This window comes from Alcaligenes sp. MMA, from assembly GCF_020907215.1.
Lineage (GTDB): Bacteria > Pseudomonadota > Gammaproteobacteria > Burkholderiales > Burkholderiaceae_B > Alcaligenes > Alcaligenes aquatilis.
In genome coordinates, this window is record NZ_JAJJPP010000002.1 from 645,012 (window position 1) to 666,761 (window position 21,750).

The 21,750-nt window shown below is 54.6% G+C and carries 17 protein-coding genes and 4 tRNA genes; 10 read left to right on the forward strand and 11 right to left on the reverse strand.

Translation table 11 applies throughout. The annotated features are described in order from the left end of the window. Window positions 1–50 precede the first annotated feature (50 nt). The gene (locus tag LNA76_RS11450; RefSeq protein WP_230019098.1) at window positions 51–488 is read left to right on the forward strand and encodes a PACE efflux transporter; all 438 of its coding nucleotides are present in this window, start codon (window positions 51–53) and stop codon (window positions 486–488) included. Between the two features lie 88 nt (window positions 489–576). Here LNA76_RS11450 and LNA76_RS11455 read toward each other — a convergent pair. The 4 genes from LNA76_RS11455 to LNA76_RS11470 form a co-directional block, all read right to left on the reverse strand. Then, window positions 577–653 (reverse strand) — tRNA-Pro (locus tag LNA76_RS11455). 211 nt (window positions 654–864) lie between these two features. Continuing rightward, window positions 865–941 (reverse strand) — tRNA-Pro (locus LNA76_RS11460). Between the two features lie 59 nt (window positions 942–1,000). After that, window positions 1,001–2,890 (reverse strand): LTA synthase family protein, encoded by a 1,890-nt coding sequence (locus LNA76_RS11465; protein ID WP_230019099.1) that lies wholly within the window; start codon window positions 2,888–2,890, stop codon window positions 1,001–1,003. Between the two features lie 241 nt (window positions 2,891–3,131). Further along, window positions 3,132–6,689, reverse strand: a complete 3,558-nt coding sequence (locus LNA76_RS11470) for an indolepyruvate ferredoxin oxidoreductase family protein (RefSeq protein WP_230019100.1) — start codon at window positions 6,687–6,689, stop codon at window positions 3,132–3,134. A gap of 127 nt (window positions 6,690–6,816) precedes the next feature. On the opposite strand from LNA76_RS11470, the gene LNA76_RS11475 reads away from it, so the two are divergent. Next, window positions 6,817–7,770 (forward strand): LysR family transcriptional regulator, encoded by a 954-nt coding sequence (locus LNA76_RS11475; protein WP_376913301.1) that lies wholly within the window; start codon window positions 6,817–6,819, stop codon window positions 7,768–7,770. 5 nt (window positions 7,771–7,775) lie between these two features. Here LNA76_RS11475 and LNA76_RS11480 read toward each other — a convergent pair whose 3' ends face one another. Next, complete coding sequence (locus tag LNA76_RS11480) at window positions 7,776–9,077, reverse strand: phospholipase A (protein ID WP_094198275.1); 1,302 nt, start codon at window positions 9,075–9,077, stop codon at window positions 7,776–7,778. Window positions 9,078–9,344: 267 nt separating this feature from the next. Between LNA76_RS11480 and LNA76_RS11485 the strand changes: the two genes are divergently transcribed. The 3 genes from LNA76_RS11485 (at window position 9,345) to LNA76_RS11495 (ending at window position 11,659) form a co-directional block, all read left to right on the forward strand. Next, window positions 9,345–9,421: transfer RNA gene (locus LNA76_RS11485), tRNA-Arg, on the forward strand. 214 nt (window positions 9,422–9,635) lie between these two features. Further along, window positions 9,636–9,944 carry a DUF485 domain-containing protein gene (locus LNA76_RS11490; RefSeq protein ID WP_108727980.1) on the forward strand — a complete coding sequence of 103 codons (309 nt, stop codon included), beginning with the start codon at window positions 9,636–9,638 and terminating at the stop codon, window positions 9,942–9,944. Further along, window positions 9,941–11,659 (forward strand): cation acetate symporter, encoded by a 1,719-nt coding sequence (locus LNA76_RS11495; protein WP_108727979.1) that lies wholly within the window; start codon window positions 9,941–9,943, stop codon window positions 11,657–11,659. The genes LNA76_RS11490 and LNA76_RS11495 overlap by 4 nt, the downstream gene beginning before the upstream one ends. Window positions 11,660–11,825: 166 nt before the next feature. On the opposite strand, the gene paaX is transcribed toward LNA76_RS11495, so the two are convergent. From paaX to LNA76_RS11525, 6 genes are all read right to left on the reverse strand, one after another. Then, window positions 11,826–12,785: a phenylacetic acid degradation operon negative regulatory protein PaaX gene (gene paaX, locus LNA76_RS11500; RefSeq protein WP_094198276.1), complete on the reverse strand. Its 960-nt coding sequence runs from the start codon at window positions 12,783–12,785 to the stop codon at window positions 11,826–11,828. A gap of 159 nt (window positions 12,786–12,944) precedes the next feature. Further along, complete coding sequence (locus LNA76_RS11505) at window positions 12,945–14,414, reverse strand: phospholipase D-like domain-containing protein (protein ID WP_230019102.1); 1,470 nt, start codon at window positions 14,412–14,414, stop codon at window positions 12,945–12,947. Between the two features lie 4 nt (window positions 14,415–14,418). Next, window positions 14,419–14,649, reverse strand: coding sequence for a hypothetical protein (locus LNA76_RS11510; protein WP_094195859.1), 231 nt, complete (start codon window positions 14,647–14,649; stop codon window positions 14,419–14,421). 480 nt (window positions 14,650–15,129) lie between these two features. Then, window positions 15,130–16,206 carry a type II toxin-antitoxin system antitoxin DNA ADP-ribosyl glycohydrolase DarG gene (darG, locus tag LNA76_RS11515; RefSeq protein WP_230019103.1) on the reverse strand — a complete coding sequence of 359 codons (1,077 nt, stop codon included), beginning with the start codon at window positions 16,204–16,206 and terminating at the stop codon, window positions 15,130–15,132. After that, window positions 16,203–16,859, reverse strand: coding sequence for a type II toxin-antitoxin system toxin DNA ADP-ribosyl transferase DarT (gene darT, locus LNA76_RS11520; RefSeq protein WP_230019104.1), 657 nt, complete (start codon window positions 16,857–16,859; stop codon window positions 16,203–16,205). The genes darG and darT overlap by 4 nt, the downstream gene beginning before the upstream one ends. A gap of 318 nt (window positions 16,860–17,177) precedes the next feature. Continuing rightward, a tRNA-His gene (locus LNA76_RS11525) sits at window positions 17,178–17,253 on the reverse strand. Between the two features lie 195 nt (window positions 17,254–17,448). On the opposite strand from LNA76_RS11525, the gene LNA76_RS11530 reads away from it, so the two are divergent. The 5 genes from LNA76_RS11530 (at window position 17,449) to LNA76_RS11550 (ending at window position 21,745) form a co-directional block, all read left to right on the forward strand. Next, window positions 17,449–18,075, forward strand: a complete 627-nt coding sequence (locus LNA76_RS11530) for an L-threonylcarbamoyladenylate synthase (protein WP_094195860.1) — start codon at window positions 17,449–17,451, stop codon at window positions 18,073–18,075. A gap of 153 nt (window positions 18,076–18,228) precedes the next feature. Next, window positions 18,229–18,879 carry a site-2 protease family protein gene (locus LNA76_RS11535; protein ID WP_094195861.1) on the forward strand — a complete coding sequence of 217 codons (651 nt, stop codon included), beginning with the start codon at window positions 18,229–18,231 and terminating at the stop codon, window positions 18,877–18,879. A gap of 79 nt (window positions 18,880–18,958) precedes the next feature. Then, window positions 18,959–19,864, forward strand: coding sequence for a 4-hydroxy-tetrahydrodipicolinate synthase (gene dapA / locus LNA76_RS11540; protein WP_108727978.1), 906 nt, complete (start codon window positions 18,959–18,961; stop codon window positions 19,862–19,864). Then, window positions 19,861–20,994, forward strand: a complete 1,134-nt coding sequence (gene bamC, locus LNA76_RS11545; protein WP_094195863.1) for an outer membrane protein assembly factor BamC — start codon at window positions 19,861–19,863, stop codon at window positions 20,992–20,994. Before dapA ends, bamC begins: the two co-directional genes overlap by 4 nt. Before the next feature lie 430 nt (window positions 20,995–21,424). Continuing rightward, window positions 21,425–21,745 carry a sigma factor-like helix-turn-helix DNA-binding protein gene (locus tag LNA76_RS11550; RefSeq protein ID WP_108727977.1) on the forward strand — a complete coding sequence of 107 codons (321 nt, stop codon included), beginning with the start codon at window positions 21,425–21,427 and terminating at the stop codon, window positions 21,743–21,745. Window positions 21,746–21,750: the final 5 nt, after the last annotated feature.

The window sequence follows — 21,750 nt, forward strand, 5'->3', positions numbered from 1 at the left end:
ATTACTGCGGATAATCATGCTTTTCAGCATTTTTATCAAGGATATTTATCGTGCAGGGGTGGAAAAGAAGAGTTGTCTATGTGGGGATGTTCGAGCTGTTGGGCATGATGGTAGCGGCAACCGTATTGGGGCACTTGAGCGGGGCGGGGGCGATGCAAAGTGGTATGTTGTCTTTCATGATCAGCACGTGTGCGGTGTCGGTGAACCTGTTCTATAACATGCTGTTTGAGGCCTGGGAGCGCCGCCGCCAGATTCAGACGCGCACCTTCTGGCACCGGGTGCTGCATGTGGCCGGTTTTCAGATCGTGCTGGTGTCTTGGCTGGTTCCGCTGATCGCGTGGTGGCTGGATATCAGTTTGTGGAAGGCTTTTTTGATGGAGGCGGTATTGCTGGCCTTCTTTCCCATCTTCGCCTTTATTTATAACTGGGCATTTGATGCGATTTTTGGTTTGCCCAATTCGGTGGGGGTAAGCCCAAGCCAAAGTTAAACGCCGTGGCGTTGCTGGCGTGCATGGTTCAATGAGTCAGCAAAACAAAAAGACCTTGCAGAGCAATCTGCAAGGCCTTTGAATTTTTTGGTCGGGGCGATAGGATTCGAACCTACGACCCTCTGGTCCCAAACCAGATGCGCTACCAGGCTGCGCTACGCCCCGACTAAGCAAAAAATTATATCCTGTCCTTGTTAACTTGGCAAGCGTATGCCTCATTAAAAAGGGGGCTTGAACGCATTGATGCATCAGGGCTAAGGGCCAATTTTTCACTGCCCAAGGCAAAACACACCATGCAAATAGACTAACGTTCAAGGGGTAGGCAAAGAAAAAGGCTTAGTTCACTGTGCAATGAACTAAGCCTTTAATTCTTTAATGGTCGGGGCGGCGGGATTCGAACTCGCGACCCTCTGGTCCCAAACCAGATGCGCTACCAGGCTGCGCTACGCCCCGACTAAAGACAAGCATAATAGAGCGAATTAAGGGCTTCGTCAAGCCCTGTGCTCTCGGTTTCAGCGTTTTTGCAGGTGGGGCAGGGTGTAAGCCTGTTCGTGGTATGCCCAGCTAGGCCAGAGCACGTGGGCCAGTGCCTCCTTGGCCAATACGTCGTCTATCTGCTCCAGCGGCTCGTACTTGTCCGGTGCGGTATAGCGATATTGGCAAGGCGACTGGTGGGGCATCAGCACGGTCAGGATATCGCCCTTTAGATATCCGTAGTTCTCGAAATATTGCATCATGGCTCGGTCGCTGTCTTGCTGGGTCAGGTCGCGCCCGATCATGGGGTGCTCGCTTTCAATCCCCATCAGGGATAGCAGGGTGGGAGCCAGATCGATCTGGCTGATAATGCGTTCGTCCTGGCGGCTGGGCACACCCCCGCCCAGAATCAGGGCGGGAATATGGAAGTGGCGTAAAGGCACCAGATTGGCCCCACCCACGCGCGAGTCGTGGTCGGCCACAATCAAAAATACCGTGTTGTCCCAATAGTCGGATTGGCGGGCTTTTTTGAAGAAGTCCCCAATGGCCCAGTCCGCGTAACGCACGGTGTTCTCTACGGTGGCAGGGTCGCCTTCGACCTGGATACGACCAGCCGGGTACTCCCAGGGCGAGTGATTGCTGACGGAGAAGGCCAGTGTCAGGGTAGGCTGCTCCTTGTCCTGGCTAAGTAAATGGTGCAGCTTGTTGAACATATCCTCGTCGCTGGCGCCCCAGGTGCCGACGAACTCGGGGGACTCAAAGCTGGATTGTTCATACAGCTCATCAAAGCCATTGCCCAGGAAAAAGCTCTTCATATTGTCAAAGTGGGCTTCGCCGCCATAGATAAAGCGCGAACGGTAACCTTGCTCTTTGAGTAATTGGGCCAGAGTAAAAAAGCGGGTTTGCGAGCCGGGCAGTCGCAGCACCGCATCGGCCACGGTGGGAGGAAAGCCGGCGGAAACCGCTTCCAGACCGCGCACCGAGCGGGTGCCGGTGGCATAAGCACGGCGAAAATTCCAGCCTGTTTGGGCCAGCTTGTCCAGCTCGGGGGTCAGATTGGCGCCGCCCAGATTGCTGACATATTGGGCGCCCAGGCTCTCCTCCACGATCAGGACCAGATTGGGTTTGCGCTCGCGTTGTTGTGCGGGCGTTTGACGGTGCAGGGTGGGTAATGTGTCAGGGCCGGCAGGCAAAGTGGCCGCATCGCGCACGATCTGGTTCATTTCGGCGGCATCCATGCCACCGTAAATGTCCTGGGCAGAACGCTCGTTTTTCATGCTGTAGATAGCGTAGGCTACGTTGTACAGCGAATTGAGTGGCAGTGTGTTGAGCATGCTGTCGCTGCTCCAGGCCACCGAGGAAGGGTTGATGGGGCGGTGGGCCAAGGTGCCCCGTATCGCCAGTGCGCACAGGGCGGCTCCCACCAGCATCCAGATGGGACGCAGCCACCAGCTCATTACCGGATCGGGGGAGACCTGCCCAAAGATAGCCCAGCCTGAATACACAATCAGGCCCAGTCCGATCAGGGCGATGCCGATCATCAGTCGATAGCCTTTCCAGAGCATGCCCACCACTTCCTGAGGATGTTTCAGGTAGTCCACATACAGCCGGTTTGGACGAGTGTCGTATTCAATAATGAACTGGGGCGTGGAGACTTCCAGCAAGGTCAGCAAAAACCAGGTGAAGGTAAACCAGAGGGCGGCTACTGTCGTCATCACCGGGTAGTGTCCCACCCAGGGGGCCAGCAAGACAACGGGGGCGCTCAAGGCGGCAATTATCAGCGCGTCGATACGCAGGCCGCCAATCAGAATGGGCAGCAGACCTCCGGCCTGACGCACACGGGGCCATTGCCACAAGGCAAAAGCCAGCCTGAACGCGGTCAGCAAAATCAGGGCTGAAGGAATAAAAACGTAAACAAGATGGCGCATAAGAAAGTGGTCCTGGGTCGACCTGATTGCCACGGATGGTGGCACTGGCATCGAATTGCACGATTGTATGTCAGTTTGCGGAGCAAACTGTGTCGCTAAGCGACGGTGGTTGTCGCAGAGAACCGGGTTGTGACAGGTGCAGGGTTTAAAGACGAAAAAAAAGCAGGCCGCTTGGAAAGACAGCCTGCTGTTAAGAAGGAGCTAGGGGAAGCCAGCCCGGTGTTCAGGGCTGGCGGTCGGTTCAGGCAACGCGTTGGCTGGGTTCGGTACGGGAGCGGAACTGGCTGCGTTGTTGTTCACGCTGGGCGTAGGCTTTGACATGGCCCGCATCCTTGACATGGCCGTAGCCACGGATCAGATCCGGGTAGTTCAGCCAACGCAGGGCTACTTCCATATTGTCCGCATCCAGGTGGGCGCTGACTTCATTCAGGTCGGCCAGATAGTCTTCAATATTCTGCTGTTCTTGACGGCGCTCCTGGGTGTAGCCAAAGATATCCAGAGCACCACCACGTAAACCGCGCAGACCGGCCAGAATCTTGAACAAGTGGCGGGTCGAAGGACCAAACTTGCTCTTGGTGGGCTGGCCCTGGCTGTTCTTGCGACCGAGCAGGGGCGGAGCCAGGTGGTATTCAATCTGGTAGTCCTTGCCGGGTTCACCCGCAAACTGGGCGCGCAGCTTGTCCAGGAAGGCCGGGTCGGTATACAGGCGGGCGACTTCGTACTCGTCTTTGTAGCTCATCAGCTTGGCCAGTTGCGTAGCAGCGATGCGAGTCAGGGGTAGCGTCTTGTCCTGATCCAGACGCGATTCGCGTTCCATGATCTTGTTGATGGCATCGCGATAGCGTTTGGCCCAGGCTGGGTTCTGATAGGCTGTCAGGTGCTCTTCCATACGCTTGATCAGAGACTGCACGCTTTCCGGGAAAGAGACTGCGCGGGCCTTGGGTGTGGCCCCTTCCATCAAGGTTTCGATACCTTTTTCAGCAGCCAGACGGCCCCATTGGAAAGCTTCGCGGTTGGCTTTGACGGCTACTCCGTTCAGCTCAATGGCGCGCAGCAGGCTGTCCATGTGCAGGGGAATCCAGCCGCGCTGGAAAGCGTAACCCAGCAAGATGGGGTTGGCGTACAGAGCGTCGCCCATGACATGGACCGCCAGTGCATTGGCATCCAGATAGCGGATTTCCTTGCCGACGGCATTTTCAATATCCGTGCAGGCTGTTTGCAGCGGGAATTTCCAGTGTGCGTTACCGATCAGGTCCGAGGTCGGGCTGGCAGCAGTATTGATAATGGTGTGCGTGCGGTCGCGGCTGACACGGCTCAGTACGTCCGTGGAAGCGCTGACCAGGGCGTCGCTGCCAATCAGCAGGGAAGCCTCTCCGGTTGGGACACGAGTGGCATGCAGCAGATCGGGCTGGCGTGCAATTTGCACATGGCTCAGCACGGCACCGCCTTTCTGAGCCAGGCCGGCCATATCCAGGACGCTGACGCCTTTTTGTTCGATATGAGCGGCCATGCCCAGCAAGCCGCCCACTGTTACCACGCCGGTGCCACCAATACCGGCGATCAAAATACCGTAGGTCTTGTCCAGGTCCGGTAGTTTGGGCAGCGGTAGATCGGCCAGATGGAAGGATTCCAGCGAACGGCCTTTCGCTTCTGGCTTGCGTACTTGAGCCCCTTTCAGGGTGACAAAGCTGGGGCAGAAGCCGTTAACACAGGAAAAATCCTTGTTACAGGATGACTGGTTGATGCGGCGCTTGGAGCCCATAGGGGTATCCAGCGGCTCGACGGACAGGCAGTTGGACTTGACCGAGCAATCTCCGCAGCCTTCACAGACCGTGTCATTGATAAAGGCGCGCAGGGCCGGATCCGGGTAAGTCCCTTTCTTGCGACGGCGACGTTTTTCTGTGGCGCAGGTCTGGTCATAGACCAGGATTGTGGTGCCGGGCACTTCACGTAGCTCGCGCTGTACGCGGTCCAGCTCGTCGCGGTGGTAGACAGGCGGATTGCCCGCCAGGGTCATGCCCTTGAATTTCTCGGGCTCGTCGGTAACCACCACAATCTTGCGGGCACCCTCGGCGTGAACCTGGGCAATGACGTCGGTGACTTTCAATATCCCGTCTACGGGCTGGCCGCCTGTCATGGCGACGGCATCGTTATACAGAATCTTGTAGGTGATATTGGAGTTGGCGGCGATCGAAGCGCGAATTGCCAAAATCCCCGAGTGGAAGTACGTGCCATCGCCCAGATTGGCAAAGACGTGTTTCTCGTCGGTAAAGGGTTGCTGACCAATCCAGGCCACGCCTTCGCCACCCATATGGCTGAAGGTGGAGGTGCTGCGATCCATCCAGACGGTCATGTAGTGACAGCCAATCCCCGCCATGGCGCGGGAACCCTCGGGCACGCGAGTCGAGGTATTGTGCGGACAGCCCGAACAGAACCAGGGTTTGCGCTCCACGCTGACGCGTGGCATCCGAGCTTCACGATCCTTGGCGTCCAGAATGGCCAGACGAGCCTGGATGCGGGCCAGCAGTTCCTCGGAAATGTCCATGGTGCACAGGCGGCGGGCAATGGCGCGCGCAATAATTGCAGGGGACAGTTCACCTTGGGGCGGCAGCAACCAGGGAGAGCGTGACAACGACCATTCGCCACCCCCGTGTTCGGTCTCGTCAAACTTGCCGTAGACCTTGGGACGTACATCATCGCGCCAGTTGTACAGTTCTTCTTTAAGGGCGTATTCCAGAATCTGGCGTTTTTCCTCCACCACCAGGATTTCGGTCAGTCCGGTGGCGAACTGGCGGGCGTCTTGCCCGTCCAGAGGCCAGATACAGCCCACTTTGAAAAGTCGGATGCCCAGCTCGGCACAGAGTTCGTCGGACAGGCCCAGGTCAGCCAGCGCCTGACGGGTGTCCAGATAGGCCTTACCGGCCGTCATGATGCCAAAGCGCGCCTCGGGGGAATCAATCTCGATGCGGTTCAGTTTGTTGGCGCGCACATAAGCCAAAGCGGCGTACCACTTGTGGTTCATCATGCGAGCTTCTTGTGCCAGTGGCGGGTCTGGCCAGCGGATGTTCAGGCCATCGGCGGGCATGTCCTCGATCTCGGGCAGGACGATGTTCAGGCTGTCCGGGTCCAGGTCTACCGAGGCATTGGACTCCACGACCTCGGTGACGCACTTCAAGGCCACCCACAGGCCGGAGAAACGGCTCATGGCCCAGCCGTGTTGGCCGAAGTCCAGGTATTCCTGCACGTTGGCCGGATACAGCACGGGGATACCGGCGGCGGCGAAAACGTGATCGGACTGGTGGGCAACGGTGGAGGATTTGGCGCCGTGGTCATCGCCCGCCAGCACCAGCACACCACCGTGGCGGGAGCTGCCAGCCGAGTTGGCGTGCTTGAACACGTCCATGGAGCGATCCACGCCCGGTCCTTTGCCGTACCACATAGCAAACGTGCCGTCGAAACGGGCACTGGGATACAGATTGGTTTGTTGGCTACCCCAGACGGCGGTAGCGGCCAGATCTTCGTTCAGACCGGGTTTGAACACGATGTCGTGCTCTTTCAGGTGTTTGCTGGCTTGCCACAGAGCCTGGTCTACGCTCCCTAGTGGGGAACCCCGGTAGCCAGAGATAAAGCCGGCCGTATTCAGACCTGCGCGCCGGTCCCGCTCTTTTTGCAACATGGGCAAGCGCACCAGAGCCTGGGTGCCGCTCATATAGGCGCGGCCCTTGGTGACCGTGTATTTGTCATCCAGGGACACCGATTCCAACATGGCCTTGTAAGGTTTGTTGAGTGGGGCATTCATGAGTTTGTCTCCTGCAAGAAGGATTGTTTTCGTGCAAGTTGTTGTCGTTTGTTCTTTAGTCTAGGGCAGCTTTTTGTTATCGTAAAATCAAATTTACGTGTACCTGATATCTGAAAAACGGATGGCTATGAAACACGAAGTGACCTTGAGACAGTTCCGTTATTTCATTGCGGCGGCGGTCAGCGGACAGTTCTCTGCGGCGGCCCAGGCGGAGAATGTCTCGCAGTCGGCTATCAGCAATGCGGTGCAAAGTCTGGAGCGTCAACTGAATGTGGCCTTGTTTGAACGCCTGCCCCACGGCGTGGAGCTAACGCCACAGGGGCAGGCGTTTTTTCACCATGCGCATCACGTGATTGACGCGGTCAGTGACGCACTGAATCACGCTGATTTGCGCCGACAAAATATCGAAGGGCAAATTCGGGTGGCGGCTGGCTATACGGTTCTGGGCTATTTCTTGCCCGACCTGATCAGCCGTTTCAAGCACAGTTATCCCAATATCGACATCGAACTGGTGGATATGGAGCGCCCCGACATGGAGGCGGCCTTGCAAAGTGAGCGCATCGACCTGGGTGTTGCTCTTTTGTCGAATATTACCGATTTGGCCATGTTTGGGCACCACCGCCTGAGCAGTTCCCGCCGGCGCTTATGGGTGTCAGATCAACACGCACTGGCCAGTGAGTCCAGTGTGTCTTTGGAGCAGATCAATCATTATCCCTACATCTTCTTGACGGTGGACGACGCGGATACGGCGGCCATGCGGCATTGGGGCAGGCCCGGTTTTCCGGAGCGTGTGGCCATGCGGACGCGGTCCCTGGAGGCGGTACGTGGTCTGGTGGCTTACGGCTTTGGCGTGACGATTCTGTCCGATATGGTTTATCGGCCCTGGTCTTTGGAAGGCAAGCGCATTCACGCGATCGGCATTACCGATACGGTGGAGTCTGTCGAGGTGGGCTTGTTGTGGCCCAAAGAACGTGAGCCGCAAGGTCTGGTGGCCTTGTTCCAGCGTTTTCTGATCCAGGCCTGTGATCATGATATGGCCCGCGCCGGCATGGGAAGCCGGCGCGGTGGGGGCTTGCTGTAGCGGGCTTATGGCACCAGGGCCAGACCGATACGGAATTGCGAAGAACGATCGCGGTAACCCAGCATGGTTTCCGCGTAGCCCGAGAAGTACTGGCCGTAGAGGTAGCCATTCATGTTCAAGGGGGTGCGTTTGAGCGGCCAGGCAATCGAGAACTCGTGCGTGTTGCGGCTGCCAGCGCCCTTGTTATACATGCCAGAGAGCACCAGACCGTTGTCCTGAGCGTAGCGGATCTTCCAGTCGTAACGGCCTCGGTAGTGAGCCCAGTCTGCATTCTCGCCCATGAACACATAGTGCTTGATACGTGGGGCAAACGTCAGTGTGGCTCCGTGATCAAAGCGATAGTTGAACTCGGGCTGGATAAAGACCTCGTTCATGGAGCGGGAGTCCTCACCGGCCTTGCCGTTGGAGGCGTGCTCATAGCCAGTAGCCAGACCCATGAACAGACGTTTTTGCTCGGATTCCCAGATGGAGTCCTTGCGCCAGAAAAAACTGGGACGGTACGTGGTGTCGACAAAGGGCTTGGAGTCGGCGTGCAGATCCCACAGCGCAGTTTGCGTATAGCCAATGTAGAAGTGATCGTAGAACTTCGGATGGCTGGGATCTTGTGGCGAGTGCAAACGGTACTTGAAGCTTAACTGGAAGCGAGCGTTTGTCCCGCCTTTACTGCCACCAATAAAGTAGGTTGGGTCGTGTGCCGAGATGGCGTTACTGAAGTTCTCAAAGCTGGAGGTTGCCGGGCGCAAGCCCTCTCCGCTATTGACGGCTGGACCTTCTGGCTGAGCGCCAGCGGCCACTGCCTGAGCATAGGGCAGCTCGGGATCGATGACGCCAGGATCACGGCCTGCTCCGGCATTCACAACCGGTGCGGTGGCAGGCAAAGAGGTAATCGGGCTTTGGCCTTGCGGGTTGGTATCCAGTGCCAACATCACACGCTCGCCTTCAATATTGACGGCTTGCAGGCCGGTCAACCCGTTGGGGACCACGGCTCGCCAGCTATAGGCGGTGAAATTGTTGGTGGGGATAGACGCACGTGGCCGGGAAGTAACCAGTTCGGCCAGACTGCGGATGACGTTACCGTTGGTGTCGCGCCACTGCAAAACCAGGTTTTGCGGGGCAGTCCAGCTCATCAAGCTGCCTGTGTCGTTATAGACGATGGCATCAATGTTGACGCTTTCGCCCGAACTGGCCTGTACTTGGCGCAATTGATAGCTAATACCGGCCTGTGCGGTGCTCAGGACTGCGCTCAAGATAAGAAGGGGGGCCGATAGTATTAAAGAGTGCTTACTTAGTTTCTTCTTGGTCGGCATGGAGACAAAATCCAGGAAAACAAGTTGATTCGTACAAGACTGTACCATTTGCGATTCAAAATGCTCTCTATAATTATTTTTCTTACAGTATTGACACTCTGACTCGCTTGCAGCTTATCGAAAACGACTTTTCAGGCTAGAATATTCGATTGTCCTTTTCAAGTTCGTTTTGTTACGAAAAAACCTTGAAACGGGTCCCGGCGCTTGCCGGACCTTTGCATCAGGACCTTGCATTGTCGGCAGTTTTGACGATGCCATCATCACCTGGCGGGTGTAGCTCAGTTGGATAGAGCACAGGCCTTCTAAGCCTGGGGCCGGGGGTTCGAACCCCTCCACCCGCGCCAACCTTACTCCCCTTTTTGCGTGCGATTTTTGTGCTCCTAGGCATAACCCTGAGGCGGCACAATTAGTAAGTATGGTGTAAGTGTCGAGCTCTAATGTTCACCGCATAGACGTCGGCAGGCGTCTTCATAACGCCGTTTTCAGCCTGTGAGGGCTGGGCCGGTTCAATAAGATACGCCAGCGAACAAGGCGTTCAGAACAATGCGGAGACAAACTATGCAAGACCCCCTTGTAGGTCGGATAACGGCCAATCCTCGCTATCAGAATCTGGTCAAGACCCGGTTGCGGTTGGGTTGGACACTCACCATCATCATGCTGGTGGCCTATTACAGTTACATCGGCATTATTGCTTTCGACAAGGAGTTGTTTGCAATGCGCTTGGGTGAAGGCGTCATGACCCTGGGTATTCCTATTGGTTTTGGCGTCATTGTTTTGGCGGTTGTGATTACAGGTATTTATGTCTGGCGTGCCAATACCAAGTTCGACCAGATGGCCAAGGAAGTCCTTGAGGAGGTGCGTAAATGAAACGTTCCTACCTTCGTTTCGGGCTGGTTCTGGGTTTGATGCTGACCAGCCCCGTCTTGTTGGCGGCAGGTGGCGATCTGGGCGAGCTGCAAAAGCAGCCAACCAACTGGACTGCTATTGGCATGTTCGCGGCCTTTGTGTTGGCGACCTTGTGGATTACCAAATGGGCGGCTGCCCGCACCAAGTCGGTCTCTGACTTCTACACGGCAGGTGGCGGTATTACAGGCTTTCAAAACGGCCTGGCCATTGCCGGTGACTATATGTCTGCGGCTTCCTTTTTGGGTATTTCCGCTGCGGTGATGATCAATGGCTACGACGGCCTGATCTACTCCATCGGCTTTTTGGTTGGCTGGCCGATCATTACGTTCCTGTTGGCAGAAAAGCTGCGTAATCTGGGTAAGTTCACTTTTGCTGACGTGGCTGCGTATCGCTTTCGCCAAGGTCCTATCCGCGCCTTTGCGGCTTCGGGCACGCTGGTGGTCGTTCTGTTTTACCTGATCGCACAGATGGTAGGTGCGGGCCAGTTGATCAAGCTGCTGTTTGGTCTGGAATACTGGGTGGCCGTGGTGCTGGTGGGTGTGTTGATGATGGTCTATGTGCTGTTCGGTGGCATGACCGCCACTACCTGGGTGCAGATCATCAAGGCTGGGCTATTGCTGTTCGGTGCCTCTTTCATGGCCATCATGGTACTGGCGCAATATGGTTTTTCGCCGGAAAAACTGTTTGCGGCGGCAGTACAGGTCAAGACCGATGCTGCTATCGCTGCCGGTAAAGATGCGGTTCAGGCCTCCACAATTGGTCAGGCCATCATGGGACCGGGTAACTTCATCAAGGATCCGATCAGCGCTATTTCCTTCGGTATGGCCTTGATGTTCGGTACCGCTGGTTTGCCACACATCCTGATGCGCTTTTTCACGGTGCCTGATGCAAAAGAAGCACGTAAATCCGTGTTTTGGGCAACCACCTGGATTGGCTATTTCTACATCCTGACCTTCATCATTGGCTTTGGCGCTATCGTGCTGGTGTCCACCAACCCTCGCTTCCTTGAAGATGGCGGAGTGTTGATTGGTGGTACCAATATGGCCGCTGTGCACTTGGCTGATGCCGTGGGTGGCGACGTGTTCCTGGGCTTTATGTCGGCGGTTGCTTTTGCCACGATTTTGGCTGTGGTGGCCGGCTTGACTCTCTCCGGTACGTCGGCTGTGTCGCATGACCTGTACTCCACGCTGATCAAAAAAGGCGAGGCCACGAACGAGGAAGTCATGCGTGTATCGCGTACGACTACCTTGGTCCTGGGGGTGATTGCCGTGTTGCTGGGTATTCTTTTCGAGAAACAGAATATTGCCTTCATGGTGTCACTGGCCTTCGCGATTGCGGCCTCGGCTAACTTCCCGGTTCTGTTTCTGTCCATTATGTGGAAGGGTTGCACGACGCGTGGCGCGACAATTGGCGGCTTCCTGGGTCTGATCGTGGCGTTGCTGCTGACCTTGCTCTCGCCATCGGTGTGGGAAGCCACGTTGGGTAATCCGGCTGGCACGGCTCCATTCCCGTATGCGTCGGCGGCGCTGTTCTCCATGCCGTTGGCGTTCCTGGCGATCTGGTTCTTCTCGATCACTGATCGTAGTGCTCGCGCCGAGATTGATCGTGCCGGTTTTGAGGCTCAGTCTGTGCGTTCCGAGACGGGTGTGGGTGCTGCAGCGGCGTCTGCACACTAATCTGCTCTGACAGGCCGGGCCTGAGCGCCCGAGCCTGATCCTGAAAACGTATAAAAACCCCGGTGTGATTCAGATCACACCGGGGTTTTTTATGTGTCCCTGCGTCAGTCCCTGCGTCAGTCCCTGCGTCAGTCCCTGCGTCAGTCCGCAAGCTCAGGCGTCGGGCTTAGGCTTGGCTCTCGGATGGAACCGGCAGACCGTCAAAGCGTTCATAAAAGTAGGCTGCTGCTTCAGGTGCCTGCTCGTCTTCGGCCCGCAAGGTGGACAGAATATAGCGCTCGGCCTTGGCGCACACCAGGCGATACACGTCCCGACACAGCTCATAGGCCTGTTTGCCGGCCCAGCCCGCTGGCAATAGCTCAATGGGCAGTTGGGGGTCATGCAACTGAATACGGCGAAACTCGTGAATCAACAGGGTGCGAATCACAAAGGCCAGCTCGTCGTTGTAATCCTGTCCTGCCTCCAGCATGGCCAGAGCAGGCGCAAAACGCCGGATGAACTGCCCGTAGCCGCTGGCTACCTGGGCCAGATCCCAACTGTCCTGAATCAGTTGAGACAGGGGACGGGTTTGGGGAAGTTGGGAGGGCTCCAGCTTAGCGACATAAACCAGTGACTGAGCCTGGGTAGCCTGCAGGATGTAATCCAGAATGGTGTGATCCGGGTTCGGGTGCAGGAAAGCGGTGGGTGACAGGGCGCAAAACCCTTCCCACAGCAGTTCCTTGCGCAGGTCGGCGCGTTGTTTGGAATTCATCATCAGGGTGGGCATGCTGAAGATCAGTGTCCATTGACCATCCCAGGCTAGGTAAGTGGGGGTGTAGATGCGTTGATAGGCATGCTCGAAGCGTTGGCTGGCTTCGGGACGCAAAGTGTATTGACTGCGTCGGCCCTCGCGTTGTGCGCTTAGCCAACCTTCTTCGGCCAGCCGGTATACGCTGGTGCGCACCAGCCGGTCGCTGATCCCGAAGGGGGCCAGCAACTGAATCAGGCTTCCCAGCCAGAGTTTGCCGCCATGAGGGCGAATCACGTCCCCAAACAAGGTCATGACCAGGGACTTGGCACGGGGTGGGCGGTGTTCAAGGTGGTGGGCGGCCCATTGGGCCAGGTCGGAATAAGAAAGCTCGGACATTGTTTTTTTAAAGGCGCTCATGGCTGTATGGGAACGGCACGCCTGTCTGTGTTGACCGTTTAAGCGCTTGATTATACGGGGTGGGTGCGCAAGCGGATTGAAAGATTGTGCAAGCCAAGGGCTTTCCTTAGGCTTGCTGTCGTGTCATCGACGCACACCCTATAGATAGGGGCTGGCCAGCCAGATTAGGCGGTTACGCAAGCGTTTACCAAAACCAATCGAACTTAAGGACTCCAGGCTGACGGCCTCGGCCTCTTCAATCTCCAGATCAATCAGGTTCTGGATTTGGCGGGCCGTATCGCGGCTGTAAATTTCCACGTCCAGCTCGAAGTTCAAACGCAAGCTGCGCGGGTCCAGATTGGATGAACCAATATAGGACCAGGCGCCGTCAATGGTCATGAGCTTGGAGTGGTTGAAGGGGCCGCGCGCGCGCCAGACCCGGCAGCCGGCGCGTAGAACCTGATCCAGTTGGGCTGTCATGGCGTAATTGACCAGACGCAGATTGTTTTGTCCGGGGATGACGATATCGACCTGAACGCCACGGCGGGCGGCGGTATTCAAGGCCCCTAGCAGGATCTGGTCGGGCAGAAAGTAGGGCGATTGAATACGGATATGGCGCTGGGCAATGGCAAACGCACCTTGCAGCATATGGTGGGTGCTGGCCATGAAGCGGTCAGGTCCAGAGGCAATGCAACGGGCGGGCACATGAGGCCGAGGCGCGGGCGTGGAGCTGGCATGCCAATAGGCGGGGGACAGGTCCTCGCGCGTGGTGAACTGCCAGTCGTGCCGGAAAGAGGCCAGCAACTGCATGACAGCCGGGCCCTCCAGGCGAAAGTGTGTGTCCTGGGATGGTTTGCCCTCGCTGTACTGCGCCATAAAGGATTCACGCAAATTCATGCCGCCGGTAAAGCCTACTGTGCCATCCACAATCAGTAGCTTGCGGTGACTGCGAAGATTGGCGTAGGGCATGCGTAAAAAGCCCAGCGGGTTGGTCATGAACAGAGCGCACCGTATGCCTTCGCGGCGCAGCAATCGCACAATCGGCGTGCGCGAGTATTTCGCTCCAATGGCATCGACCAGCACACGAATCTGCACGCCACGTTGATGGGCTCGTGACAGAGCACTGACGAACTCGCGCCCCAGGCGGTCGCTATCGAAGATATAGCTTTGCAAGGCAATGGTGTTGTGAGCCTGCTCAATGGCCTGCAGCATGGCGGGATAGGTCTGATCGCCACCGACCAGAACGCGTACATTATTGCCGTTGCGTAATTGGCTGCGGCTGACGCGATCGCCCAGAATCTGTAAAGAGCGAAACGGTGCGCCGACCAGGGCGCCAATGTCCGAGACGGGGGGATGCAGGTAAGTGACCTGCTCATAGAATACGTCCGCACTTTGTTCCAGGCGGCTTTGTCTGCGTACGCGGTTGATTCCCGCAATTAAATACAGAAATGGCCCCAGCAGCGGAGACATGATGATGACGCCCACCCAACTGATGGCTGCGCGCACATCGTTCTTGGTCATGGCGGCGTGAATGGCTGCCGATGCGCCCAGTATCACGCTGAGCGCCAGAGCCAGATGCGGCCAGTAATCGTGCAGCAGGGAGCGCAGATGGATCAGATGCTCTTGCATGGGGTCAATTGCTACGGTCGGGTAGGTCAGGACGTTGGTAAAGACTGTGCATCCAGGAAGGGTTCGGCTCACCTCGGGCAGCAAATTGCTGTAGACGCGAGGGGGAACGCCAGACGCCACCTCCTATGCCGGGCGACGGTTGGACGCCATACCAAAACCATTGGCCGTCTTCATCTTGTGCCAGCCAATCCCAATGGGCGGGTGCCTGATCCCAGCAGGGGAAACCGAGTGTCATCAGCAAACTTCCAGAAAATGGGACAGATTAGAGTATAAGAAAGTGTGGTTTTGTGCCAGTTTCTATTACAAAGAAGTTCTGTCTTGTGCCAGAGATTATTCCGAGAGTAGGGCTTTGACAGTGGCTGTTTGCCCGCTAAACAGCAGCGTCCTAGACAGAAGGGTGGGTGGGGGTAGGGGTTCACATCCGAACAGAGTTCGCACGCATGCAGGGCGGAGCCAATGTGCCAAACTCGTAAGAGAAGAAAACGCAAAAGAGCCTGCTTGTTTGCGGGCTCTTAATTTTTTGGCGTGCTTGGGTTTGTCATTGTTTTAAGAAATATGACAAAGGTGAAACTCAGTAAATATAGGGGTGGTCGATGGGATTTGAGTCCACGAAAACTGCGACTCCGGTCTATATGAAATACGATTCTAAGGCTTGTTTAAAGTCAACGAATTATATGCGTAAGAATGACAATTAGAACTATGGGTTTTATATGACTCAATTGTATCGAAAGCTAGTTGAGGTAATATGTTTTAAAGCAAGGCTTAAACTTTCATCATTGAAAATGGCTAGTTTTCGCTGAGCCCATCGTTCACCCGCAGGCCAGTTTTTTATGCCTTCTTTAATCGAATCAAGAGATGGTTCACTGCTTCCCGTGCTAAGTAACCAGTCAACAGTAGACAGTAGCTCCATACCAAAAGGTGATTCAAATCCGTTGATTATTTCACTTGCTTTTTCTATTGCAGGTAAATAGATTTTTCCTTCACTTGCAAGGTAGGCTTGTATATATTCTTTTTGTGGGTCATTGAAAGCTATGACATCAAGCGGGTCGCAGTCAGGAATCCTTTTGTCAGAAGATAGGTAGCTTCCATCAAGCGCATTTAATAGATGCCCCAAGTTACTAGCATAAGGGCCATAGTTTTTGGCTTGAAATCTTAAATTGAGCTCATTTTTTAAATTGTTAACTTCGATAACGCGCTGCAGGAACCAGGATAGTTTTTGAATTTCAAGCAGGCTGCATTCCATGCCAAGAATCCAGTATCGGCGGATGAGCTCTGCAATCATTGCTCTTGCTGGCGTTAGTTTTTTTACCCCTGTGTTTTTGGCGATATTTTGATATTTAGACGTTGGTTCATAGACCTGAATTTCAGTGTTTTGAAGGTCACCAAGGGCTTCTTCTATAAGGGGTTTAACATCATTCCAATCTAACCCTCCATTACCAGCCCCAAGAGGAGGGATAGCGATGGATTTAATGTCATTCTGTTCTATAAACAGGCGTAGATCCTTTAAACCATCGATTATCCACTCGATTTTTGACTTGGCGCGCCAATGTTGCTTAGTTGGGAAGTTAACAATCCACTTAACGCCGCTCAGTTCCCCAGTTCTAGTGATAAACATTTTCCCTGTTGTGACGCGGTTTTCTTTACATGCAAGTGCATATTCAGCCATGTTTTTAGGGAAACGCTCTTTAAACATTAGGGCAATACCTTTTCCCATTACGCCGACAGTATTAACTGTATTGACTAACGCCTCAACATCGGCGGTAAGTAAATTGCCTTTGGTGTAGTTAATCATTGGAAGTACCATCCTGGTCGAGTGTGAACTGGTATGTTAATTTTCTGCTTTTGAAGCCATCTTTCTATGGTGGTCTTAGTATCGTCTGTATAGCAAATCATTCCCAATAATGCAGATACTGGCAGCATTTGATGAATCAAAGCTTCTGCTTGATAGCGTTCAAACTTCTCTAAGTCATTAGGGTCTCGCCTAAAGTCTCTGGTTTGTAGAATTTTCCAATCAATATTATGAAGGTGTTGAATGTCAGTATAAAAATTAGCCCATCCATAATAAGCATGCTTGTCGGTATAAACGAAAGGTATTCTTTGTGCACTGATGCGGTGCAAGTCGGAAACAAGAATTACGATTTCCTCATTGGGTCGGCGTTGAACTCCACCCCTTCCGCTATGAATATTTATCATCATTGGTGAGAAGGGGGTGAAATAGAATGGAATATAGTCATTCAAAACACCACCTGGGGCTATAGGTACCTCGCGCTCACCACGCTTACCAATAAGCTCAGTATTACCGATGGTTACCCAGCTAGTGGCTTGTGCTGAGCTGTTGCCGCAATGTAAATTATTCCCAAGGATCCACGGTATGTTGTCTCGGTGCACAATACGCCAAATAAGGGCTTTTTGAGGGTTTAGCGTTTTGCTGTAGTCGTATGCCATACGCGCTCCTAATCATAAGTTGCTCGCAGGCCAGACTGGTATGCTCTCAACCAAGACGGTAGTGCGTTGGCAATGCTAGCTTTTTGGGGTGAGGTTTCGAGTTTTTTGGAAGACGGTGCTAAATCGACTGCTCCAATACACCCAGTTAGTCATAATAGTATAGGGTGCATTTTGGGTCAGCAAGTCCCTGTAATATTGGTTCTTGCTATTGAAAACGAAAAAAGACCGCTAGTAGCGGTCTCTGTCTCTAAAAGAGAGTTTTTACTCTAATTCTCACATGCCGGTAGTTTTTTTTTACACATGAAAATTAAAAAATTCTGGGGTGACCGATGGGGCTCGAACCCACGACAACCGGAATCACAATCCGGGACTCTACCAACTGAGCTACGGTCACCACTGTTTACTGCTTTTTGCCTCAGGCCTACTTTTAGGGTGGGCTGTGAAGTAAAAAATGTATTCTAGCATGCTTTTTTTAAAAAATGCAACACTCATGCACGAATACGCCGACCCTGAGTCCTGCTCCGGTCTTGCCGGTCACGGTGTGGCTCAGGTTTAATGATTTCCCCTCGTAATAGCAAGGAAGCGCGAAATGTCTCAATTATTCGTCGTTCATCCCGAAAACCCCCAACCCCGCGCATTGGCTCAAGCAGCCGAATTATTGGCTAAAGGAGGGCTGCTCGCCATTCCTACCGATTCCAGTTATGCCGTTGTCGCTCGTCTGGACGACAAGTCGGCCGCTGACAACCTGCGTCGTTTGCGTGGCTTGGATGACCGTCATCATCTGACCTTGCTGTGTCGTGATCTGGCCGAGATCAGCCACTTTGCCAAAGTGGACAACCCGCAGTATCGCCTGCTGAAAATGGCCACCCCCGGTCCGTGGACCTTTATTCTGGAAGCTACCAAGGAAGTGCCGCGCCGCGTGTCGCATCCTTCGCGCAAAACCATTGGTATTCGGGTGCCCGACCAGAAAGTGGCCCTGGCTTTGATGGAGCAAGTGGGCAGCCCCCTGATCTCCACCACCCTGATTCCCGACGGTGAAGACGAGCCCTTGAACGATGCCCAGGAAATTCTGGACCGTTATGCTCATCAACTGGCGGCGGTTGTCGATGGTGGACCGTGCCCCTTGCAGGCCACTACTGTCATTGATTTGACGGGCCCAACGCCCGAAGTGTTACGTCGCGGGTCGGGTGATCCGTCTACGCTGGGCCTGTCTTGATCCCTGACTGACACAAAACTCGCGTCCAAGTGCGTATCCGTGTTTCAATTCTGAACCTTGGGGCAGCACTCGCTGTCCCAATCAGACGGGCCGCGTGTAGGTGGCTTATCCTTTGTGAGTGGATAGCCCCGCGGCCCGGACCCAAGGATCACCATGGACTCTTTTATACAGACCTTGACGGTCTATGCTTTGCCTGTCATTTTCGGCATTACGCTACATGAAGCCGCCCATGGCTACGTCGCGCGTATGTTTGGCGACCCCACGGCGATGCTGGCCGGTCGTATCAGCCTGAACCCACTGCGCCACATTGACCCTATCGGCACCATTGTGGTGCCTGCGGTTCTGTTGCTCTCCAGCGCCATGATGGGCATGGGGGGCATTTTGTTTGGCTGGGCCAAACCTGTGCCAGTGGATTGGGGACGTTTGCGCAATCCCAAACGCGACATGCTCTGGGTTGCCTTGGCCGGCCCGGCCTCCAATATGCTGATGGCTATTTTGTGGGTCCTTTATGCCCATTTGATGGTCAAGCTGGGGCAGGGTGACAGCCGCTTCTGGATGGGGATGGCAGTGGCTGGCGTACAGGTCAACCTGGTGTTGATGGCACTGAATCTACTGCCTTTGCCGCCTTTGGACGGTGGGCGCATTGTATTTAGTCTATTGCCTAATCGTTGGGCCTATCATTATTCTCGTATCGAGCCTTATGGCATGATCATTCTGATCTTGCTGATGTTTACCGGTGTGCTCTGGACCCTGATGAGTCCTTTGATTGCACTGGGTGAAGGCATATTGAAATGGTTCTTATGATTTAACGGCTTATCCGTTAAACTTGTGAGTCATATTTTTTTTGGGCTATAGGGCCTTAAACCCGGAGATTCTTCTCATCATGGCAAGTTCGGACTCTGCTATTTCCAATTTTCAGGGCAGTATGGTTGCCCTTGTTACACCCATGGATCCCAATGGGGGTCTGGATTTTGCCGCTTACCGAAAGCTGATCGACTGGCACATTCAGGAAGGAACGCGTGTGCTGGTGGTTGTTGGGACCTCGGGCGAATCGCCTACGGTGTCGGTTGATGAACACGCTGAACTGATCAAGATTGCCGTTGAGCACGCCGCCGGTCGTGTTCCGGTGATTGCTGGTGTGGGTGGCAACTCCACCCGTGAGGCCATTGAGCTGTCGCGTCACGCCCAGCAAGTGGGTGCAGATGCCGGCTTGTCGGTGGTGCCTTACTACAACCGTCCCACCCAGGAAGGCATGTACCAGCACTTTCGCGCTATTGCCGAAGCGGTGAGCCTGCCCCAGTTTCTGTACAACGTGCCAGGCCGCACGGTCGCCGATTTGCAGAACGATACCGTGCTGCGTCTGGCTCAAATCCCCAACATCATCGGTATCAAGGACGCAACGGGCGACTTGGCTCGTGGTGGCTTGCTGCTGCGCGATGCGCCGGAAGACTTTATTGTGGTCAGCGGTGATGATCCTACCGCTGCTGCGTATATCTTATTGGGCGCCAAAGGCAATATTTCCGTGACGGCCAACGTGGCCCCACGCCTGATGAGCCAGTTGTGTCAGGCTGCTCTGGATATGGACGTACCGACGGTACGCCGTTTGAATGCCTATCTGGCAGGTTTGAATAAGAACCTGTTTATTGAGGCTAACCCCATTCCCGTGAAATGGGCCGTTGCAGAAATGGGCCTTACTCAGCTGGGATATCGTTTACCATTGACGCCGTTAAGTGCACAGCATCACGAATTGCTGCGTCAATCCTTGAAACTTGCGGATCTTCTTCCATGATTGCTAAGCCAGTTAATAAAAGCCTGATAGGGCTGTCTTTGAGCCTATTGGTACTGTCGGGCTGCTCGACAATGGACCAGATAATGGGTCAGGGCGAGTCGGTGAATTACAAGAGTACGGTTGCAGGCGATCCATTGAGCATTCCGCCGGATCTGACCCAGGCTAACCGCGACGCACATTACCGTGCGCCAGAAGGTGTTACGTCTTATTCGGTCTACTCGCAAGGCCAGAATGCGCAGCAACTCAAAGGCGGGGCAGATGATATCCTGCCTCAGTCCGACGCCATCAAGGTGATGCGTGACGGTGATCTGCGTTGGCTGGTTGTAGACCGGCCCGTGGAAGACCTGTTCCCCCGTATTATCGAATTCTGGGGTGATCATGGTTTTACCATTCAGTCTCAAGATCCTCGTGCTGGTTTGATCCAGACCGATTGGGCTGAAAACCGTGCCAAGATTCCAGAAAGCTGGATTCGCAGCGCCTTGGGTTCCATCATCGACCAGGTCTTTGACAGCGGCGAACGTGACCGCTTCCGCACCCGCTTTGAGCGTGTCGGCAACAAGACCGAAATCTATGTGTCTCACCAGCATATGGAAGAGACACCGACGGCAGACGGCACCGCCTTTAAGTGGGTGTTTGCCAAAGAAGATCCCGGTCTGAATGCCGCCATGCTGGCTCGCATGATGGTGTTTTTGGGCTCGGATATTGAAACCGCACGTGAACAAGTGGCCAATGCCACCAAGGATCCTGCTGGCGTTCAAGTCCAGACCTCAGACAAGGGTGATCAGGCCGAATTGATGCTGAACGAGTCCTTTGATCGTGCATGGCGTCGTGTTGGCGTGGCCATCGACTCCGCCGGCTTCTCGGTTGAAGATCGTGATCGTTCCGCTGGTGAATTCTTTATCCGCTATCTGGATTCGGATACCGGCGAGAAGATCGAACAGCAAAACATTATTGGTCGCCTCTTCGGCAGCCGCAACACCGCCGAAGCCACTCCGTTCCGCATCAAGCTCAGTGCTCAAGGTGCAGGCACTCGCGTAACGGTGCTGGATCAGCAAGGCCAGGAACAGACGACAGCGACAGCCAAGCGCATTATTAATGTGCTGTCCACCAATCTGCGCCCCGGTAGCTGATTGTTGTAAGCTGGCCTGCGGGTCGCCTGGAAAAAGCCCTGGTTTCGTGCCAGGGCTTTTTTTATGTCTTTGCCCCGTACTGCGTGACCTTGCTCTTTTTCTCTTATCGAAGAAGAGCTAACAGGGGCAAGGAATACTATGAGGTCAAGGTGATTAGCGCTTGTTTTCCCTTTACAGAAGAAGAGGCACTTGACGGCCTTTTCCTGAAAGGACGCAGTACTTTTTTCAGGCTACGCTGGGCTTTGTTGGTAGTGTCTGTATTGCTGTTGCCCCTGAAAGTGGCGCAAGGCCTTTTTCTGGCAGGGGTTTGAGAGAGAGCACCTTTTATTTTCTGAGCAGAGTAAATCTTTATCGAGCAGGGCTGGACTTTCTCCAAAACAGTAAAGATAATAGGAACTATTATCATTTAGTGTGTTTTAGGGAGTGGCCCATGCTGAAATCGTTTTACCGTAACGGTTTACGTTTTTGCCTGCGCATGCTGCGTGGCTCACAAGCCTCTGTTCATGCTCCTTCAGAACCGGGGGCTCGTGTGTTGGCGATGATCGAGGCCTTGCCTCGTCGTCGTCGCGAAGCTTTTGTGCTGCATCGCTTCGAGGGGCTGAACTACAAAGAAATTGCGACTCGCATGGGCACCAGCCCCCGAGTGGTTGAGCACTATATCCGCATGGCTATGCTGGCGTGCCGTCACAATCCGGCACAGGCCAATCGGGTGGATGGGGTCGTGCCGCGTCCGGCTGGTTCGTATGTCTAAGGACG

Bases quoted from the DNA above. Each gene is read 5' to 3' on its own strand.
- LNA76_RS11465 (WP_230019099.1), bottom strand. From the start codon at position 2,890: ATGCGCCATCTTGTTTACGTTTTTATTCCTTCAGCCCTGATTTTGCTG.
- LNA76_RS11470 (WP_230019100.1), bottom strand. From the start codon at position 6,689: ATGAATGCCCCACTCAACAAACCTTACAAGGCCATGTTGGAATCGGTG.
- LNA76_RS11475 (WP_376913301.1), top strand. From the start codon at position 6,817: ATGAAACACGAAGTGACCTTGAGACAGTTCCGTTATTTCATTGCGGCG.
- LNA76_RS11480 (WP_094198275.1), bottom strand. From the start codon at position 9,077: ATGCCGACCAAGAAGAAACTAAGTAAGCACTCTTTAATACTATCGGCC.
- LNA76_RS11490 (WP_108727980.1), top strand. From the start codon at position 9,636: ATGCAAGACCCCCTTGTAGGTCGGATAACGGCCAATCCTCGCTATCAG.
- LNA76_RS11495 (WP_108727979.1), top strand. From the start codon at position 9,941: ATGAAACGTTCCTACCTTCGTTTCGGGCTGGTTCTGGGTTTGATGCTG.
- paaX (WP_094198276.1), bottom strand. From the start codon at position 12,785: ATGTCCGAGCTTTCTTATTCCGACCTGGCCCAATGGGCCGCCCACCAC.
- LNA76_RS11505 (WP_230019102.1), bottom strand. From the start codon at position 14,414: ATGCAAGAGCATCTGATCCATCTGCGCTCCCTGCTGCACGATTACTGG.
- LNA76_RS11510 (WP_094195859.1), bottom strand. From the start codon at position 14,649: ATGACACTCGGTTTCCCCTGCTGGGATCAGGCACCCGCCCATTGGGAT.
- darG (WP_230019103.1), bottom strand. From the start codon at position 16,206: ATGATTAACTACACCAAAGGCAATTTACTTACCGCCGATGTTGAGGCG.
- darT (WP_230019104.1), bottom strand. From the start codon at position 16,859: ATGGCATACGACTACAGCAAAACGCTAAACCCTCAAAAAGCCCTTATT.
- LNA76_RS11530 (WP_094195860.1), top strand. From the start codon at position 17,449: ATGTCTCAATTATTCGTCGTTCATCCCGAAAACCCCCAACCCCGCGCA.
- LNA76_RS11535 (WP_094195861.1), top strand. From the start codon at position 18,229: ATGGACTCTTTTATACAGACCTTGACGGTCTATGCTTTGCCTGTCATT.
- dapA (WP_108727978.1), top strand. From the start codon at position 18,959: ATGGCAAGTTCGGACTCTGCTATTTCCAATTTTCAGGGCAGTATGGTT.
- bamC (WP_094195863.1), top strand. From the start codon at position 19,861: ATGATTGCTAAGCCAGTTAATAAAAGCCTGATAGGGCTGTCTTTGAGC.
- LNA76_RS11550 (WP_108727977.1), top strand. From the start codon at position 21,425: ATGCTGAAATCGTTTTACCGTAACGGTTTACGTTTTTGCCTGCGCATG.